Source organism: Methylobacterium sp. Leaf118 (assembly GCF_920984675.1).
GTDB lineage: Bacteria > Pseudomonadota > Alphaproteobacteria > Rhizobiales > Beijerinckiaceae > Methylobacterium.
Map to the genome: position 1 here is coordinate 1 of NZ_CAKLBV010000145.1, position 563 is coordinate 563.

The 563-nt window shown below is 67.7% G+C and carries 1 protein-coding gene and 1 pseudogene; both read right to left on the reverse strand.

Annotated elements, in window-relative coordinates; genetic code table 11:
- Positions 1-281: hypothetical protein (locus tag LW587_RS23935; protein WP_232632062.1), on the reverse strand; the 281-nt coding region annotated here is incomplete at its 3' end.
- A gap of 164 nt (positions 282-445) precedes the next feature.
- A pseudogene (locus LW587_RS23940) lies at positions 446-563 on the reverse strand (IS5/IS1182 family transposase); the annotation flags it as partial.

The window sequence follows — 563 nt, forward strand, 5'->3', positions numbered from 1 at the left end:
GCGGCCTTGGATCCGCTCAGCATCAGAGCCCCACACCAGTCTGTTCGCATGGTGCCGTGCTGGGGGTGGACGCCGAATAGCTGCGGCGCCGTCCAGGCAAGGAATGCGGCCTCCGCACCGAACCGGTCTACGAAGTCGAGCGCCGACTCCAGCATCGTCCCCCAGGCCGTCGCGCCGAGCCGAGGGCAGGGCGAGCGGTCGGCCCGCATGGTGAGGAGGCCGCGCTTCCACGCAGCCGCCTCAGGCGGAAGGTTGGCGAACGTCGTCTCGGGTTGCAGCATCGGGTCCGGTCGCGAGCGAAGGGACCGGATGCATAGAGGCGGCGACTTGCCAGAGGCTTACGCCTTCTCTGCCCGCGCCAGCAGGATCGCCGTCCGGGCTGCCGAGCGCCGAATTGCTGGTTCGCTATCCTTATCGCCCAGCACCGATTAGGGTCGAGACTCGATCAGCACCAGAAGGCGATGACGGCGGCGAGCGCGAGGGCGAAAGCGTAGTTGCGGGCGAGCTTGTCGTAACGGGTTGCGATGCGGCGGAAGTCCTTGAGGCGGTTGAAGGTCGCCTCG